Below are 18,739 nucleotides of genomic sequence, written 5' to 3'. Positions count from 1 at the left end.
CGGAATCTCTTCAATCAGCCAGCGCGGCGAGCTTCTCCGCGAGCAGCGCCTCGGCTTCGTCGTCCGAGAGTTGCTTGACGTTGTTGACGATCGCGGCTTCGAGCGTGGCGGCTTCATCCCGCGGCTGCTCCGCCTGGGTCGTGATGGGAAGTTGCAGTTGTTCAGCCAGGTGCACGACGAGCGCCGCCACCGTCGGGTGCCGCCAGACGAGCGTCGCGGGAAGCCTCAGGCCCAGGCTGGCTTCGAGCCGGTTGCGAATCTCCAGCCCCATCAGGGAATCCAACCCCATGCTGCCCAGGGGCTCCTGCGGGTCGATTCGCGAAGGCGCCAGCCGGAGCACATGGCCGGCCTGTTCGCACAGGTGCGCCTCCAGCAACGACGCGCGCTTCAACACCTCCGCGGCCCGGAGCGTCTCCACGAAGGCACCGCGAACAGCAGGGATATTCGCGGCGCTGGCCTGCTCACGCGCCAGCCGTGACAGGAAGGGCGAGCGCGCCGCCGTCAGGTAGAACTCGCTCCACTGCCGCAGGTCGAAACGCATCACCACCACGCGCGACAGAGGGCTGCCCAGGATGCGGCTCAACGCCTCCAGCGCTTGCGACGGTGGCATGGTGTCCACGCCGCGCTGGGTGATGCGTTCCCCGCGCGCCTCGGCCGCCGCGGCCAGACCCACACCGGCCCAGGCCCCCCAGTCAACGCTCAGCGCTGGCAGGCCGAGCCCACGCCGGTACGCCGCCAACGCATCGAGGAAGACGTTGGCCGCTGCGTAGTTGCCTTGCCCCGGCGAGCCCAGCAGCGAACCCGCCGCGGCGAACAACACGAAGTGCTCCAACGGCGCCGATGCCGTCAGCGTGTGCAGATGCCAGGCGCCGTGGACCTTGGGCTCCATCACCGTGCGCAGACGCTCGGCGGTGAGGTTCACCAGCACGCCGTCATCGAGGACCGCCGCCGCGTGGAAGACACCCCGGAGTGGAGGCATCTCCGCCGCCACCTCTCCCAGCACCCGCTCCAGGTCCGGGCGCGCCGCCACATCCGCCTTGAACACCCGGACTTCGACGCCGCCGGCACGCAGCGCATCCAGCACCGGCTGCGCCTCCGCGGACGCGCCCTTGCGCCCCAGCAAGGCCAGGTGGCGAGCACCCCGGTCGACCAACCACTCCGCGAGCTTCAGGCCCAGGCCACCCAGGCCACCGGTAATCAGGTACGTGGCATCGGCTCGCAGCTCCGCCGGCGCCGCAGTGCTGCGCTCCATGCGCGACAGCCGCGCCACGAACCGCGCGGAGCCCCGGAGCGCGACCTGTTCCTCCGGACTCGACGCGAGGAGCTCGTCGGCCAGCGCCCGAGCCTGGACCTCATCGCGAGCCCCCAGGTCCACGCTGCAGCACCGGAGTTCGGGATGCTCCAACGTGAGCACGCGTCCCAAGCCCCAGAGTGGCGCCTGCTCGACATGGGCCACCTGCTCACCCGGCTTGACGGCCTGGACACCTTCCGTCACCAACCACACCCGAGGCATGTCCCGGAAGCCCGACGCGACCAGGGCCTGCGTGAGGTGGAGCGCGCTCGCCGCGCCAAGCGTGCGCGCCTTCACCAGCGCATCCGCGCCAGCCTCAAGGCCGGGAACGTCCAGGCTGAAGAGGTGCACGACGCCACTGCATGCGGGGCGTCCGGCGCCGAACTCCGCGTCGAGAATCCGCGTGAAGCCCTCCGCTCGTGACGGATCCACCACGTAGTGGCCGGGCTCGATGAGCCGGGTCTCCTCGCCGTGGGAGACGAGGATGCACCGCTCCCCACGCTCGCTCAGCACCGCGCGCAGCTTCGCGCTGAAACCAGCACGGTCCGCGAGCACCAGCCAGGTGCCGGGCGTGGACTCCGAGACGGCCGTGGGCGTCTCGCGTGGCGCTTCCTGCCAGTCCACCCGGTACATCCACTGGTCGATTTCATCCGCGGACCGGCGCCGCACCGCATCCAGACGGCGCGCCATCAGGCCGCGGGCCTCCATCAGGACGTTGCCCTCCGCGTCCAGCAACGTCACATCGGCTTCAATCGAGCCTGGGCCACTGCCCGTGCCCGGCCGGACACGAGCGTGACTCCACAGCGCATGTCCGGGCCGCCCGTGCATGCGCAGCGAGTCCACCGCCACCGGGACGAATGTCTCTCCCCTGCGGTCCCCCAGCCCCGCGCCGTTGATGGCTTGCAAGCAGGCATCCAGCAGCGCCGGATGGAGCTGATGCGCCGTCATCTCCGCCGCGACAGAAGGCGACAATTCCAGGCGCGCCACCGCCTCGCCCTCCCCCTTCCACATCTCCTTCACCAGGCGGAAGCTGGGTCCGAAGTCGACGCCCCGCTCCAGCATGAGCTGGTAGTGCTTCTCGCCCTCCAGAAGCTCAGGGCACCGAGCCCGCGCCTCGTCGAGCGCGAAGGGCTCCGCTCTCGTGCTTTCACTCAAGCGCCCTTCAGCGTGCAGTGTCCAAGCCCCGACGCCGTCCACCGGACGGCTGAAGACCTGGAAGCGACGGGTGCCATCCATCTCCGGAATGACGCGCATCTGAACCGACAGCGCCTCTTCCCGAGGAAGCACCATCATCTCCTGGAAGATGACGTCCTCCAGCGCGAGCCGTCCCGGCCCGAAGGCCTCGGAGGCCCCCGCGAGCGCCATCTCCAAGTACCCGGTGCCGGGGAGCACGACCTCCCCATGGACGACGTGGTCCGACAGATACGAAGGGCTGTCCGCGTACAGCTCCGTCTGCCACAGGTGCGCGCCGTCCTGGCCCGCCAGGGACAGGTGCGTGCCCAGCAACGGGTGGTGGCCAGCGTCCCGAGCACGGCGGGTCCGCGTGGACGACTCAATCCAGAAGCGCTCGTGCTGCCACGGGTACGTGGGCAGCGCCGCGAGCCGACCCCGCACGGGGTGCTGGCGCTCGAGGTCCACCTCGTGCCCCACGGCGTAGAGCGCGCCCAGGGACGACAACATCGCCCCGCGCTCGTCTTCGTCACGGCGGAGCGAGGGCAGCACCGTCCCCTCTCGTCCGAGGTGCCGCAGGTGTTGCTCCACGGCGGGCAAGAGGATGGGATGCGGGCTCAGCTCGATGAAGAGGTCATGGCCGTCGACCGCGAGCGTCTCGATGGCCTTCGAGAACAACACCGGCTCGCGCAGGTTGTCCGCCCAGTAGCCGGCACGGAACTCCGCGCCATCCGTCATCCGCCCCGTCACCGTCGAGCAGATGGGCACACGGGACGCGCGCGGCGCGAGGTCCTGGAGCGCCGCGAGCAGGTCGGGCCGCAGCGGGTCCATTTGAGGACTGTGCGAGGCCACGTCCACCTTCACGAAGCGGCAGAAGATGTCCCGTTGCTTGAGCCGCTGGGCGATGTCCTCCAGGGCCCCAGGAGCGCCCGACAGCACCGTGGAGCGCACGCTGTTGCTCACCGCGACGGAGACCTGCGACTCCCAGCCGTGAAGGGCCTGCTTCGCCTCTTCCAACGTCAGGTCCACCAGCAGCATGGAGCCCTGCCCGCTCACGCCTCGAAGCAGCCGGCTGCGGCGGCAGATGACCTTCGCCGCGTCCTCCAGGCTCAGCGTTCCGGCCACGTGCGCCGCGGCCACCTCGCCCATGCTGTGCCCCACCACGGCGTCGGGCTCGATGCCCCAGGCGCGCCACAGTTCCGCCAGCGCCACTTCCATGGCGAAGAGAACGGGCTGGATGACGTCGATTTCATGGAGGCGGCCCTTGCCCTCTTCGGCGGCCAGCTCCCCCAGGACGCTGAAGCCTGCGCACGCCTGGATGGCCGCGTCGCAGCGCTCCACGGCCTCGCGGAACGCCGTCTCCTCGGCCAGCAGCTTCCGGCCCATGCCCAGCCACTGCGAGCCCTGCCCCGGGAACACGAAGACGACCCGGCGCCGGGTCTGCCCCGATGCACGTCCCGTGGCCGCGCCCGGCACGGGCTCTCCACGCGCGTACGCCCCCAGCTTCTCCTCGAGTTCAGCGTGCGTGTGGCCCGCGAGCGCGAGGCGGTGCTCATGGTGGGAGCGCGACAGGGCCGCCGTGGCGCAGACGTCGCGGAGTGACGCCTCCGGATGCGCGGCGAGCCAATGCGCGTGGCTCCCGGCCATGGCCTGGAGCGCCTCCGGACTGCGCGCCGACAGCACGAGCAACTCCGCGCCACGAGCGGGGACGGCAGGCCGTGATGACGGAACCGGCGGCTCCTGCAAGATGACGTGGGCATTGGTGCCGCTGATGCCAAACGCGCTCACGCCAGCGAGGCGAGGCTGCTCGGCGCGGGGCCACGGCTGGAGCGCCGTGGGAACGACGACGGGCGCCCCGTCCAGGACGATGTCCGGGTTGAGGCGGTGGAAGTGCAGGTTCGGAGGAATCGCCTCGTGGCGCAGCGATAGGGCCGTCTTCAGGATGCCCGTGAGCCCCGCCGTCGCTTCGAGGTGCCCGACATTCGTCTTCACCGAGCCAACGTACAGTGGCGTATCCGCGCTCCGTCCCGCGCCCAGAACCCGCGCCAGCGCTTGCAGCTCGATGGGGTCGCCCAGCGACGTGCCCGTTCCGTGCGCCTCGACGAAGGAGACCTGCGAAGGCTTCAGCCCCGCGCTCGCCAGCGCCTGCTCGATGACCCGCTCCTGCGCCGGTCCGTTGGGCACCATGAGCCCACTGCTGGCGCCGTCCTGGTTCACCGCCGAGCCCGCGACGAGCGACAGAATCTCATCGCCGTTGGCCAGCGCATCCGAGAGCCGCTTGAGCACCAGGACGACGCAGCCCTCCGCGCGCACGAAGCCATTGGCGCCGGCATCGAAGGTCTTGCACCGTCCGTCCGGCGCCAGCCCTCGGCTGCTGGAGAGGGCAACGGTCGGGTCCGGCATCAGCATGAGGTTGACGCCAGCGGAGAGCGCCAGATCGCACTCGCGGTTGCGCAGGCTCTGGCAGGCGACGTGGAGCCCCACCAGTGATGACGAGCACGCCGTGTCGATGGACATGCACGGCCCCTGGAGGCCCAGCGTGTACGCCAGGCGGCCCGCCGCCGCGTTCAGCGAGGTCCCTGTCAGGTGATAGATGTCCGGCGCATCGCCGAGCTGCCGCGCCTGGAGCTGCGCGTAGTCGCTGCCGATGATGCCCAGGAAGACACCGGATTTGCTTCCCGCGAGCTGGTCCGGCGGCTGGCCCGCGCGCTCCAGCGCCTCCCACGCGACCTCCAGCAGCATCCGCTGCTGCGGGTCCATCCGCGACGCTTCCCGGGGCGAGACGCCGAAGAACGCGGCGTCGAACTGGTCCACGCCGTCGATGAAGCCACCCCAGCGAGCATAGGTGCGGCCCCGCTTGCTCGGGTCGGGGTCGAAGAGCGCCTCCGCGTCCCACCGCTCACGCGGGACCTCGGTGATGGCGTCCACCCCCTGGCTCAGCAGGCGCCAGAAGTCCTCGGGTGTCCGCACGCCTCCGGGAACGCGGCAGGACGCACCGACGATGGCGATGGGCTCCGATCGCGCGCGCTTGAGGGCTTCGCTCTCCGCGTGCAGGTCGAGCGCCAGCAACGCGAGCCGCTTCGGAGAGAGGCTCGAAATCTTCTCGTAGAATTCCTTGCTCATCGCAGTCGTCCGATTCAGCTCAGCTTCAGGGCAATCAACCGCTCGACTTCGTCGTCCGACAGCTCCGAGACTTGCGCCAGCCGCTCCGACAGGTCGCCGACGTCCGAAGGCACCGGGGATGACTTCTGCACCGGAGCCGCCGCCACCGTGGGCAACGGGATGTCCACCGCGGTGACGCTCCCCGCCAGACGCTTCGCCAGCGCCACGACGGTGGGGTGGTCGAACGCGAGGCTCGCGGGCAGCTCCTTCTCGAGTCCACGCTGCAACACGTTGCGCAGCTCCACGGACATCTGGGACGTCATCCCCATCTGGAAGAAGCCGCGGTCCACGGGGGGCAAGTCGGTGGGAGCGAAGCCGAGAATGCGCCCCACCTCGCCCTGGATGCGCTGCACGAGCGTGTCGAACCGGCGCTCAGCAGGGAGCGCTTTCAACTCCGAGAGCAACCGTGCCCGCGAGTTGGCACCACCGTTCGTAGCCGGCGACGCTGCGCCCATGTTCATCAGGAAGGGCCGGCGACGCCGAGCCTCCCAGATGGGCTTGAGCACGGACCAGTCCACGGAGGCGACCGTCTTGTGGCTCGCGCCCGACCGCAGCACCTGTCCCATCGCATCGAGCGCGCGCTCCGAGGCCATGGGGTTCAGCCCAAAGCGTGCGTAGCCCCGCGCGTTGTCAGCGCGCTCTCCGCCAATCTCGTCCCACGTCCCCCAGTGAATGGCGGTCGCGGGCAGCCCTTCGGCCCGGCGGTGGTGCGCCAGCGCTTCCAGGAACTGGTTGCCCGCCGCGTAGTGCGCCAGGCCGGAGGCGCCCCACAGCGTGGACGTCGACGAGAACATCACGAAGAAGTCGAGCGAGAGGCCGCGCGTCAGGTCGTGCAGCACCCAGCTCCCGAGCACCTTCGGACGCATCATCGCCGTCGTGGCGGCGACATCCAGGTTCTCCAACCGGCACTCCGTGATGAGCGCGGCGGCATGAATCACGCCGCGCAGCGGAGGCAGCGTCGCCGCCATGTCGCGCAGGATTGCCGCCATCCGCTCGCGGTCCGCCACGTCCACGGCCATGGGCGTGACAGTCGCCCCGAGCGCCCGGAGCGACTCGAGTTCCTCTCGGCGCCGCACCGACGCCGCATCATCCGCACCGGAGACCCCACTGCGGCCCAGCAGCACCAGGTGCCGCGCGCCCCGCTCCACCAGCCACCGCGCCACCTTCAGCCCCAGCCCGCCCAGGCCGCCCGAGACGAGGTACGTCGCATCAGAGCGCAGGCGCAGTGCCTCCTCGGCCGTCCCTGTCCTTCCCCGTGTGAGCCGGGGGACCAGCGAGCGCCCATCTCGGAAGGCGAGCTGGTCCTCTCCATCCGTTCCGAACGCGGAGACTTCCCGCAGCACCGAGGTGACTTCATCCGGCGACCGAGTCGGCGGCAGGTCGATGAGGCCGCCCCAAACGCCCGGCTGTTCCAGCGAGACGCTCCGGCCCATGCCCCACAGGGGTGACTGGGCCAGCGACACACGTTCGGTCCCCACGCCCGTGACCTGCGCGCCCCGAGTCACCACCCAGAGCCGCGCACGCCCTGGCACCTCCATGAGGGCCTTCACCAGGTGCAGCGCCGCCACCGTGGACGCGGGCACTGCCGTCTGCCCATCCAACGTTTCGTCGAGGCCCCACAGGAAGAGCGCCCGGCCTTCGTGGCCAGCAGCGAGCGCTGGAAGCTCTCGCAGCAAGCGCGCCATGTCCTCCGGCCGCTGCGGGTCCACCACGAAGCTCCGCGTACCCAGGCGCTGGAAGGCGTCCCCCGTGGTCACCGTGACAAAAGGGGTGCCCTGACGCCGCAGCTCCTCGGCGAATGCCGCGCCCCAACCACCCCGGTCCGCGAACACAAGCCAATCCGTGGGAGCCGACTGGGGTGTCCCCGCCGGCCGCGGCTCCCACGACACGTCGTGGAACCAGTCCTGCGCGCGGACCTCTCCCAACACCTCGAGCAGCCGCTCCACCGCCACGTGCCGCAACCGGACACCGCGCGCCACCGCGACCGGGCGACCCTCCGCGTCCAGCAGGGACAGTGTGCCCAGCCGCTCCTCAGGACGAGACGCTGGCGAAATGGATACGTGAGCCCACCGGATGTCCGCGCTGCCAGGGACGCACTCGAAGGAGTCGATGCCCAGGGGCATGAAGAGCGCTGCCTGCCCCGGTTCGGCCGCCAGCGCGAGCGCGAGCGTCTGGAGCGCGGCGTCCAGCAACGCGGGATGAAGCTGATACTGGGACGCCTCCTGAAGTCGCTCCGCGCCCAGCACCACCCGGCCCAACGCCTCCCCCGGCCGCCGCCACGCCTCGCCCAGTGTCCGCAGTGGCTCGTCGTACTGGACGTTGCAGCGCTCCAGCTCGCCGTAGACCGCCGCGCCCGGGACATGCTCCACACAGCGCGCACGGACCGCGTCGATGGACGCCAACGCGCCCATCGAGGCACTGAGCACCTGGACATGGCCCCGGCAATGGCGCACCCATCCCGCCTCGGACGAGGTCCCGCCCACCGCGCGGCTGTGGATGTGGAACTCGTGCTTGCCTCCTGCCTCGGAAGAGAGGTGGACCTGCACGAGCCGCCGCTGGGTCTCCGGCAGCACCAGCGCCCGCTCGAACTCGACGCCGGACAGCACCCGTCCCCCAGTGCCCAACGCATCGGCGGCGGCGCTCAGCCCGAGCTCCACCAACGCCGAGGCAGGAACGACCGCGACGCCACCCAACCGGTGCGCACCAAGCCACGGCAGCGAGTGGCTCCCCAGCTCCAGCTCGAAGACCTGGCCATCGACGCCGTGAGCCACGCTCACCGGCCGGCCCTTGAGGGACGTCCGCGGCTCGACCATCACCGCCACGGGCGTGGCCACCGCGTCCAGCCAGTACCGCTTGTGCTGCCAGGGATAGGTGGGCAGCGGGAGCGGCGCCCCACCCTCCGGGAAGAAGCGCTTCCACTGCACGGGGAGTCCCGCGAGGTACAGCGCACCCACGGACTCCAGCAGCACGGTCCGCTCAGCCTCCTCGCGGCGCAGGGACGGAAGCGTCACGCCCTCGCGGCCCGCGTGCTGCAGGCATCGCTCCACGGCGGGCAGCAGAATCGGGTGCGGGCTCATCTCCAGGAAAACGGAGTGCCCAGCCTCGGCGAGTTGCAGCACCGACGAGGAGAAGAGCACCGGGTCGCGCAGATTGCGGACCCAGTAGGCGGCATCGAAGCCGGAGCCGTCACAGGAGGCGCCGGTCACCGTGGAGTGAATGGGCACGCTGGAGCGTCCGGGCCGCACCGCCGAGAGCACGGAGAGCAGCTCGTCCCGCAGCGGGTCCACCTGCGGACTGTGCGAGGCCACGTCGACCTTCACCCAGCGGCAGAAGACGTTGCGCGACTCCAGCTCGGCGCGAATTGCTTCGAGCGCGGCATTGTCCCCCGACAGCACCGTGGAGGTCGGACTGTTGCTGACCGCGATGGCCACGCGGTCCTCGCGGCCCGCCAGCGTCTTGCGCGCGTCCTCCAGGGTCAGCTCCGTAGCGAGCATGGCCCCCTGGCCGCTGATGCGCCGCAGGAGCTGGCTGCGCAGGCAGATGATGCGCGCCGCGTCCTCCAGGGAGAGCGCGCCCGCGACGTGCGCCGCGGCCACCTCACCCATGCTGTGCCCCACCACCGCGTCCGGCTCGACGCCCCAGGAGCGCCAGAGCGCGGACAGCGCCACCGCCATGGCGAACAACACCGGCTGCACGACGTCGATGTCCTGGAGCCGGGAGTCCTCTGCGGGTGCGCGCAGCACGTCAATCAGACGCCACGTGACGTGGGGCCGCATGGCCTCATCGATGCGCTCCACGGCCTCACGGAAGACAGGCTCCTGTTCCAGGAGCTGCCGCCCCATGCCGGCCCACTGCGAGCCCTGCCCCGGGAACACGAAGACCGCCTTGCGCCGGGTATCCGTGTCCGTCGCCGCCGGAGCAGGCCCCTCCAAGGCAAACTCCCGAAGCTGCCGCGCCACCGCCTCCGCCGAGTCCCCCGCGACCGCCAGCCGGTACTCGTGATGGGTCCGCCGCAGCGCCGCGGTGAAGCAGACATCCCGGAGCGGCAACTCCGGGGACGACGTGAGGACGTCCGCGTACTTCCGGGCCAATGCTTGAAGCGCGGAGGGTGAGCGCGCGGACAGCGGCAGCAGGTAGGCCCCGCAAGAAGGCGCAGGGGGCGCCGCCGCGGCCACGGGGGCCTCTTCGAGAATCACATGGGCATTCGTGCCGCTGATGCCAAACGAGCTGACCGCCCCCCGGCGCTTGCGCGTCTCCCGCGCGGGCCAGGGGTGCAGCTTCGTGGGGACCGTGAGGGATTCACCGCCGAAGTCGATGCGCGGGTTGAGCCGCTGGAAGTGCGCGAGTGGCGGGACGGCCCCGTGCTGCATCGACAGGACCATCTTGATGATGCCAGCGATGCCGGCGGCCGACTCCAGGTGGCCGATGTTCGTCTTCGCCGCGCCCACCACCAGCGACTGCTCCGCGGTGCGCCCCTGCGCGTACACCTCGTGGAGCGCCTCCATCTCGATGGGGTCGCCCAGCGACGTCCCGGTGCCATGGGCCTCGATGCAGTCGATGTCGGCCGGCTCCAGGTTCGCGCTCTGGAGCGCCTGGCGGATGAGCGCCTTCTGCGCGAGCACGTTGGGCGCCGTCAATCCCGCCGACTTGCCGTCCTGGTTGACGGCAGAACCCCGGATGAGCGCGAGGACGGTGTCCCCCGCCGCCAGCGCATCCGACAGCCGCTTGAGGACGACCACGCCGCAGCCCTCGCCCCGCACGAAGCCGTTGGCGCGGGCATCGAAGGTCTTGCAGCGTCCATCCGGTGCGAGCGCCTGCGCACGGGACACGCGGCTCGACGACAGCGGCGACAGGATGAGGTTGACGCCGCACGCCAGCGCCAGGGTGCACTCTTGCTGCCGGAGGCTCTGCGCGGCCAGATGCAGCGCCACCAGGGATGACGAACACGCGGTGTCCACGGACAGGCTGGGTCCCTGGAAGTCCAGGAGGTACGACAGCCGCCCCGGCACCACGCAGTTGATGGCGCCCGTCACGCTGCTGGAGTCGCGCGCCGCCGGATTCCCTACCTGCAACAGCGCGTAGTCATCGCTGTACACGCCCACGAACACGCCCGTGCGGCTCCCCGCCAGCCGAGACATGTCCTGGCCCGCGTTCTCCAGCGCCTCCCACGCCACTTCCAGGAGGATGCGCTGCTGCGGGTCCATCCGGTGCGCTTCGTGCGGAGAGATGCCGAAGAAGTCCGCGTCGAACTGGTCCACCGCGTTGATGAAGGCGCCCCACTTCGCGCCCAGCTTCTCCTGGGCCTCGGGGTCCATCCGCGCCATGTCCTCACGGGTCCACCGCGAGGTTGGCACCTCGGTGACGGCATCCACGCCGTTGCACAGGAGGTTCCAGTACGACGCCGGGTCGTTCCCTCCGCCCGGGAAGCGGCAGCCCATGCCGATGATGGCCACGGGCTCCGACCGGCTGCCCTCCACCGCGTCCAGCCGCGACTTGAGGTCCATCGCCAGCAGCGCGAGCCGCTTGGGGGAGTACTGCGCAATCTTCTCCGCGAACGTCGTCATGAGCCTTGCGCCATCCTCTGAGCGAACAGCCGCTCGACTTCTTCTTCCGACAGGTCGTCAATCTCGCTGGCCGTCACATCCGCCTGGGGGGCCTTCGCCGGTGCCACCTCCAGCGCGGGCTCGGGGCGGGAGTCCTCCAGCGGAAGCGCCAGCTTCTCCGCCAGGAACGGCGCCAGCGCGGCCACCGTCGGATAGGTCCACACCACCGTCGCGCTGAGCTTCAGCCCGAGCGCCGCCTCCAGGCGGTTGCGAATCTCCATGCTCATCAGCGAGTCGAGCCCGAAGGTCACCAACGGAGTCCGTGGCTCGATGCGCGCGGGCGCCATCCGCAGCACCCCGCCAATCAGCTCGCGCAGGTGCGCATCCAGCAGGCCGCGACGCTCGGACGGACGGGCCGCTTCGAGCTGCTCTCGAATCCGGCTCTTGCCCGCGCTCACAATGGGACGGCTGGACGGCTCCTGCGCCAGCTTCGTGAAGTACGGCGACTGTGCCGCGGCCAGATAGAAGCCCAGCCACTGGCGCGGCTCGAAGGCCATGACGCTGAGCTGCGGCCGCTCCTGTCCCAGCAGCATGCCGAGCACCGCCAGCGCCTTGTCCGGCGCCATGCCGCCCAGGCCACGTGCCTCCAGGCGCTCGCCGCGGATGGACTGCGCCGCCGCGAGGCCCACCTGCGTCCAGGTGCCCCAGTTGATGCTCAGCGCGGGCAACCCCTCCGCCCGGCGGGCCTGGGCCAGCGCGTCCATGAAGGCATTCGCCGACGCGTAGTTCGACTGTCCCGGCGTGCCCAGCGAAGCGGCCACGCTGGAGAACAGGACGAAGTGCTCCAGCGGCAGGTGCCGGGTCTGCGCGTGCAGGTTCCAACTGCCCAGGACCTTCGGCGCCGACACCGAGGCGAAGCGCGCCTCGGTGAGGTTGAGCAACAGTCCGTCCTCGAGGAGCCCCGCGGCATGGAACACGCCACGCAGCGGAGGCATCGCGTCCTCCACCCGAGCCAACGCGCCCGCCACGTCCTCCAGCCGCGCGACGTCGCCCTGGAAGGGCTCCACCCGAGCGCCGGCCTCACGAAGCGCCGCCAGCGCCTGCTCCGCCTCCGCGGAGGGAGCGCGGCGGCCCATCAGCAGCAGGTGACGTGCGCCCTGGGAAACGAGCCAGCGCGCGAGTTCCAGCCCCAGGCCACCGAGGCCCCCCGTGATGAGGTAGGTGCCATCCTCGCGCAGCAGCGTCGCCGGTTCACGGGCAGACAGCGCATCCGCCGCACGAGACAGCCGCGCCACCCGTCGCGTACCACCCCGCCACGCGGTCTGGTCCTCGAACGCGGTCGATGACAGCTCCCGCAGCAGCGCATCCGCCGCGACGTCCGCGCCGCCTTCCAGGTCCACACGGGTGCAGCGCAGCTCCGGTTGCTCCACCGCCAGCACCTGCCCCAACCCCAGGAGGGGAGCCTGCGCCACCGCGACACGTTCTGCCGCCTTGCCCGCGGAACGTGCCCCACGCGTGGCCAGCCAGAGCCGGGGCGAATCCCGCCAGCCCGCCCCCGAAAGCGCCTGCACCAGGTGCAGCACGCTGGTGGTCCCCAGCCGCCGCGAGTCCTCCAGCGCCTGTAGCGTCAGCGCCTCCGTCGAGGCCAGGTCCAGGCTCCACAGGTGCACCACGCCGCGGCAAGGCGGAACGCCCGCGCCCAGCAGGTCCGTGAGCAACCGGCGCCAGTGCTCCGGATTCCGGGGGTCCACCTCGGCACTCCGCGGCCCGGTCAGCCGGTACGCCTCACCGGGCGCGACGAGCACGCACGTCTCGCCTCGCGTGAGGAGCTGCGCGGACAGCCGCTGCCCCACCCCGCCGCCGTCCTGGAGAATCAGCCAGCTTCCCGGCGTGTGCTCGGGCCACGCCAGCTCCGCCGGCAGCGGCCGCTCCTCCCAGTCCACCTGATAGAGCCACGCGCCCAGCTCCTTGCGGGCGGAGGCGCCCGCATCCAGGCGGTACAGGCGCAGCGCTTCGAGCTCCAGCAGCACCTGCCCCTGCTCATCCAGCAACCAGAAGTCGAAGGTGCGCTCGCGCTCGCTCCCGGCCCCTTCCTCACGGACCTTCACTCGCGCCCAGGCCGCGCGCCCGGGACGCTGGAAGAAGCGAATCCGCCCGATTCCCACCGGCACATGCGTCGCCGGAGCGGACGTCGCGGTCAGCGGGGCAAGAAGCTCCACCGCCACCTGCAGTCCCGCATCCAGCAGCGCGGGGTGGAGCCGGTACGCACCCGCCTCCAAGGCCACCGTGTCGGAGACCTCCAGGCGTCCCAGTGCCTCCTGCTCACTGCGCCAGATGCCCCGCAGCCCCTGGAACGTCGGGCCGTACATGAGGCCTTGCGCCTGCCGGCGTTGGTAGTGCGCTTCAGCGGAGACCGCCACCGTGACGCGCGCCCGGAGCGCCTCGGGAGATTCAACAGACGCGCCCGCACGCGCCTCCCGCCGCACCGTCCCCGACGCGTGCTTGCGCCAGGATGTCTCGCCCTCCGCGCGGCTGGCAATCTGGAAGGTGGCGCGGCCCGGCTCCTCCTCGGTCAGCACCACCTGCACGCGCCTCGACTGGCCCGGCTCCAGCGCGAGCATCTCACTGAAGGAGACGTCCTCCAGCATGAGCCCCGTCTCGCCCAGCACCTCCGCGCCGGCGCTCAGCGCCATCTCCACGTAACCGGCGCCCGGGAAGACCACGTCCCCCCACACGCAGTGGTCGGCCAGATACGGGAACGCCGCCGTGCTCACGGTCCGCTCCCAGAAGTGAGTCCCGGGCTGGACGGACGAGGAGAGCGAACCACCGATGAGGGGATGTCCCTTCCGGTCCGCGAGGGCCACGCCCTCCGGCTGCGCATCCACCTCCGCCTCGTCCGGGAGCCAGAAGCGCTCCCGCTGCCACGGGTACCGTGGGAGCGCGACGACACAGCCCTTCACTGGGTGCAGCGCCTTCCAGTCCACCGCGCAACCCCAGGCGTACAGCGCCGCCAGGGACTCCAGCAGGCAGCGGCGCTCGGGCATCTGTCGCCGCGCGGACGCGAGCGCGATGGCGCCTTGTTTCGACTCGCGCAGCGTCTCCTCGATGGGCGCGAGCAACACCGGATGTGGGCTCACCTCGACCAGCACCGTGAAGCCATCCGCCAGGAGTTGCTCGACAGCACCGTGGAACAGCACCGGCTCGCGCAGGTTGCGGACCCAGTAGGCTGGGTGGAAGTCCGCGCCGTCGCTCGTCTGGCCCGTCACCGTGGAGTAGATGGGCACGGGCGCCCCCTGGGGCGCGACACCGTCGAGCACCCGAAGGAGGTCGTCCTTCAGCGAGTCCATCTGCGGACTGTGAGAGGCGACGTTGACCTTCACCCGGCGGCAGAAGACACCCTGGCTTTCGAGCTTCGGCAGCAGCGACTCCAATGCGTCGGTGTCACCCGAGAGCACCGTGGAGCGCGCGCTGTTGCTGACCGCGACGGAGAGCCGCGTCTCGTAGCCGGCCAGCGCCTCGCGGGCCTGCGCCAGCCCCAGCTCCACCACTGCCATGGCCCCCTGCCCGCTCTTGCGGCGCAGGAGCTGGCTGCGCAGGCAGATGATGCGCGCCGCGTCCTCCAGGGAGAGCGTGCCCGCAACGTGCGCCGCGGCCACCTCGCCCATGCTGTGCCCCACCACCGCGTCCGGCGCGATGCCCCACGAGCGCCACAGGGCCGCCAACGCCACCTGCATGGCGAAAAGCACCGGCTGCACCACGTCGATGTCCTGCAGGCGCGAATGCTGCTCGTCCGCCAGCAGCTCCGCCGTGAGCGACCAGTCCACGTGCGGCCGCATGGCCTGCTCGCACGCCTCGATGGCGGACCGGAACACCGGCTCCTCACGCAGGAGCTGACGCCCCATGCCCAACCACTGGGAGCCCTGTCCCGGGAAGACGAAGGCCACCTTGGCCCGTCCCTCGGGACTCACCCGTCCCTCGCTCACACCCGGCGGGAGCTCCCCCCGTGTGACGGCGTCCAGCGCCTCCGCCAACTCCCGTCGCGAGCCACCCACCACCGACAAGCGGTGGGACAGGTGGCCGCGACGCACGCTCGCGGTGTAGGTGACGTCATCGAGCGGCGCGCCCGGCTCCCCAGCCAGGAAGTCGCGCCAGTCCGCGGCCAGCGCCTTGAGCGCCTCCGGGCTCCGCGCCGACAGGGGCAGCAGGTGCACCGACTCCCCGTCGTGGTCCACCCCACGCGCGGCGAGTGCATCCCACCGGACCGGCTGTCCCGCCGCGTAGAGCACGCCCAACGAATCGAACAGCGTGGCGCGCTCATCCTCCTGCCGCCGCAGGGAGGGCACCACGCGGCCCTGCCGCCCCAGGTGCTTCAGCGTCGCGTCGATGGGGTGCCGCAGAATCGCATGCGGACTGACTTCCAGGAACGTGTCGTAGCCCTCCTGGATGGTGTGGGAGAGCGCGCCGGTGAAGAGCGTGGGCCACGCGATGTTCCGCACCCAGTGGGAGGCGTCCGCGCTCGCGCCGTCGATCTCCGCGCCGGTGATGGACGAGATCAAGGGAACACGCGCCGGACGGGGCCGGATGTCCCGAAGCTCCTCGGTCAACGCGTCCGCCAGCACGTCCATGCGGGGGCTGTGCACCGGAACGTCGATGTCCACCTGCCGGCAGAAGACTCCGCGCTGTTGCAGCGACGCGAGCACCTCGGCCAGTGCGTCCACATCCCCCGACAACACCGTCGAGCCCGCCCCCGAGTCGATGGCGCGGAACAACCGCCCCTCGTAGCCCACGAGCAGTTCGGCAGCCTCCGCCCACGGGACGCCCACGACCGCCAGGCTGCCCTTGCCCGCCTGCGTGTGCATCAGCCGGCTCTCGGCGCAGACGACGCGGATGGTGTCCTCGATGTCCAGGACTCCCGCCGCATACGCCGCCGACACCTCGCCGATGCTGTGCCCCACCACGGCGCCGGGCTCGATGCCCCACGAGCGCCAGAGGTCCGTCAGGGCCATCTCCACCGACACAATCGCGGGAAGCCCGATGTCGAGCCGGCTCAGCCGCGCCGCCGCGTCGTCAGCGGCCAGCACTTCCAGCAGCGACCAACCTTCGTACTCCCGGATGAGCGCATCGCAGCGCAGCAGCGTCGCCCGGAACACGGGCTCGGTGTCCAGCAACGGCAGGCCCATGCGGGGCCACTGGCAGCCGTGTCCCGAATAGACGAATACCGGCTTACGGACCGCGTCCTCCGCCACCGTCCCCACGGACACGCCCGGGCGCGGCACGCCCGCCAGGAAGCTCTCCAGGCCCGCACGAAGGTCCTTCCGGGTCCGGACCGTCACCGTCAGGCGGTGCGCCTGCGTGCCCGCGTCCGCTTCGGCCGCGCGGAGCAGCTCGGCCAGTGGCAGGTGCTCCCGGGCCGTCACGCGGTCGAGCAGCCCCTGCGCGGCGCCCCGCAGCGCCTCCGTCGTCTCACCCGCCAGGTGGAGGAGCCGTGCCTCGGGGAGACTGGCCTCTTCCATCACGACGTGGCAGTTCGCGCCCCCGAAGCCGAAGGAACTGACGCCCGCGATGAGCTTCCGGTCGGGCTCCGGCCAATCCCCCAGGGTGTGGTGGACCGCCAGGCCCAGCGCCTCGAAGGGAATGAGCGGATTGGGCTTCTCGTAGTGGAGGCTGGCCGGAAGCGCGCGGTGCTTGATGCACAGCGCGGTCTTGATGAGCCCGGTGATGCCCGCCGCGGCCTCCAGGTGCCCGATGTTCGTCTTGCAGGAGCCGATGAGCAGGGGCTTGCCCCCGGGCCGCCCCGCGCCGAGCACCTCGCCCAGGGCCTGTGCCTCCAGCGGGTCTCCCAGCTGCGTGCCCGTGCCATGCGCCTCGACATACTGCACCTCCGCTGGCTCGACAGCCGCGTTGGCGCAGGCCTGGCGGATGACCTCCGCCTGCGCCTTCGGGTTGGGCGCGGTGAGGCCGTTGCTGCCACCATTGTTGTTGATGGCACTGCCGCGGATGACGCAGTAGATGGCGTCGCCGTCCGCGAGCGCCAGGGAGAGCGGCTTGAGCACCGCCACCCCCGCGCCCTCGCCGCGCACGAAGCCGTTGGCGCGGGCATCGAACGTGTAGCAGCGCCCGTCTGGAGAGAGGGCCCCCAGCTTGGACAGGGACACCGTGCTCTCGGGGGCGATGGTGAGATTCACACCACCCACCAGGGCCAGCGTCGACTCGCCCCTGCGCAGGCTCTCACAGGCCAGGTGCACCGCCGTGAGCGAGGACGAGCAGGCCGAGTCGATGGAGAAGCTCGGCCCCCGCAGCCCCAGGACGTAGGAGACCCGGTTGGCCAGGACGCTGTGGTGGTAGCCCGTGGACGTGTACGAGGAGATGCGCTTCATGCCGAAGCGCTGCAGCGTCATCTCGTAGTCCATCCACGCGGCGCCGAAGCAGACCGCCGTGGGTGAGCCCTGCAGCCGGTCCGCGGCGATGCCCGCGTCCTCCAGCGCCTCCCAGCTCAGCTCCAGCATGAGCCGCTGCTGGGGGTCCATGTGGAGCGCCTCCTTCGGTGAGATGCCGAAGAAGAGCGGGTCAAAGCCATCCACGCGGTCCAGATAGCCGCCCCAACGGGAAATCACCTTGCCGGGCGCCGCGGGGTCTCGATCATAAAGGCGGTTGACATCCCACCGGTCCGGCGGCACTTCCGTAATGGCATCCGTCCCGCCCACGAGCAGGCGCCAGAAGGCCTCTGGATTCGCCGCCTGGGGATAACGACAGGCCAATCCAATAATGGCAATGGGCTCATGGGCCCGGGCGATACGTGCCAGGGAATGCGACGACGCGCCATCCTGCTCACCCGCGAGGTAGCGGGCCAACCCATCCAACGTGGGATATTCCCAGGCAAGCGTGGGCGACAATGAACGCCCCAGCATCGCCCCCACCTCCGCGATGAAGCCGGTGGCCTTCAGCGAATCAAGCCCATACAGGCTGAAGCGCTCTCGGACATCCAGCGTGTGAGCCTCGATTCCCAATCGCTGAGCAAGGACCGCGGTCAAACGAGCCCGCACTTCGGCCAAACCCGCCTTCGACAACCCATTTTGTGGCGACACTCGGACCTCTAACTGGCACGCTCGAAAGCCGGGCTTTTACGCAGCAAACGAGATGACGACGGACGCAGTCCGCCTCCCCCCTCGAAAGACCCGATAAAAGGAAGAACGGATCAATGCCAAATCCATAACGACGGCGCAAGCCCGTCAGCACGAAGCCATTTCGTGCACTTTCACGAGAACCGGACACTCCAAACGGAGCAACCCATGTCTCTCGTTCACCAAGACTTCGAATGAAGCATGCCTGACTTGAGAATCAACAAACCCCGAAGCAAACACATGGGTGACCCCAGTAGAACTAATTGCGAACAAAACACTCCCCCAGACGTGACACACCCGCCCCTCAGAGCGCGCGCCGCCTCCATTTCGGGGAAATCGCAGAACCCATATACATAAAGCCTATCAGTCGCACAGCGTCCCCCAGGGCCGATGCCCACGGGATTCCACCAGCAAACGCAATGGCCTGGATGTGTCCTGCACACGCCAGCCGG

The 18,739-nt window shown here is 70.4% G+C and carries 3 protein-coding genes; all 3 read right to left on the bottom strand.

What is annotated here, in order from left to right:
* Nucleotides 1–10 precede the first annotated feature (10 nt).
* From FL344_RS16855 to FL344_RS16845, 3 genes are read right to left on the bottom strand one after another with little or no spacing between them, the layout of a single operon-like run.
* Nucleotides 11–5,584, bottom strand: a complete 5,574-nt coding sequence (locus tag FL344_RS16855) for a type I polyketide synthase (protein WP_141619252.1) — start codon at nucleotides 5,582–5,584, stop codon at nucleotides 11–13.
* Between the two features lie 14 nt (nucleotides 5,585–5,598).
* Entirely contained in the window at nucleotides 5,599–11,187 is a 5,589-nt protein-coding gene (locus tag FL344_RS16850; RefSeq protein WP_141619251.1) for a type I polyketide synthase, read from the bottom strand.
* A complete protein-coding gene (locus tag FL344_RS16845) occupies nucleotides 11,184–18,173 on the bottom strand; it encodes a type I polyketide synthase (RefSeq protein ID WP_255508217.1) in 6,990 nt (2,329 codons plus the stop codon). The genes FL344_RS16850 and FL344_RS16845 overlap by 4 nt, the downstream gene beginning before the upstream one ends.
* Nucleotides 18,174–18,739 lie beyond the last annotated feature (566 nt).

The organism is Myxococcus sp. AB036A (assembly GCF_006547355.1).
GTDB lineage: Bacteria > Myxococcota > Myxococcia > Myxococcales > Myxococcaceae > Myxococcus > Myxococcus virescens.
The sequence above is the reverse complement of the archived record's forward strand: the minus strand, read 5'-3'. Positions and strand labels throughout refer to the sequence as shown.